Origin of the sequence: Rhodobacter sp. NTK016B, from assembly GCF_017303295.1 — a bacterium.
Classification (GTDB): Bacteria; Pseudomonadota; Alphaproteobacteria; order Rhodobacterales; family Rhodobacteraceae; genus Pararhodobacter.
Map to the genome: position 1 here is coordinate 1 of NZ_JAFKOK010000075.1, position 229 is coordinate 229.

1 protein-coding gene is annotated in these 229 nt (G+C 46.7%); it reads right to left on the reverse strand.

Annotated elements, in window-relative coordinates:
* The coding region (locus tag JI664_RS23760; RefSeq protein ID WP_207016267.1) for a hypothetical protein at positions 1-229 on the reverse strand (229 nt) is incomplete at both ends.

Here is a 229-nt window from a genome sequence, read left to right on the forward strand (position 1 = left end):
GACTTGCGAGCGAACGCCATCTTCTCCGACGGATGACTCTTTTGCTGCTTCTAAAATCTGATCGCAAACCTCTTGGGGGACATCGCTTTGCGCCTGATACTCTGCCAACATTTGACCCAAGCGTTTTAGCCCTTCTTCACAAAGGAAACCTGTTGGGTCAATCCACTGGATAGGGTTGACTGCATATTGGTAATGATTAATACCACCAGCAATAGATATCGGATCTTGT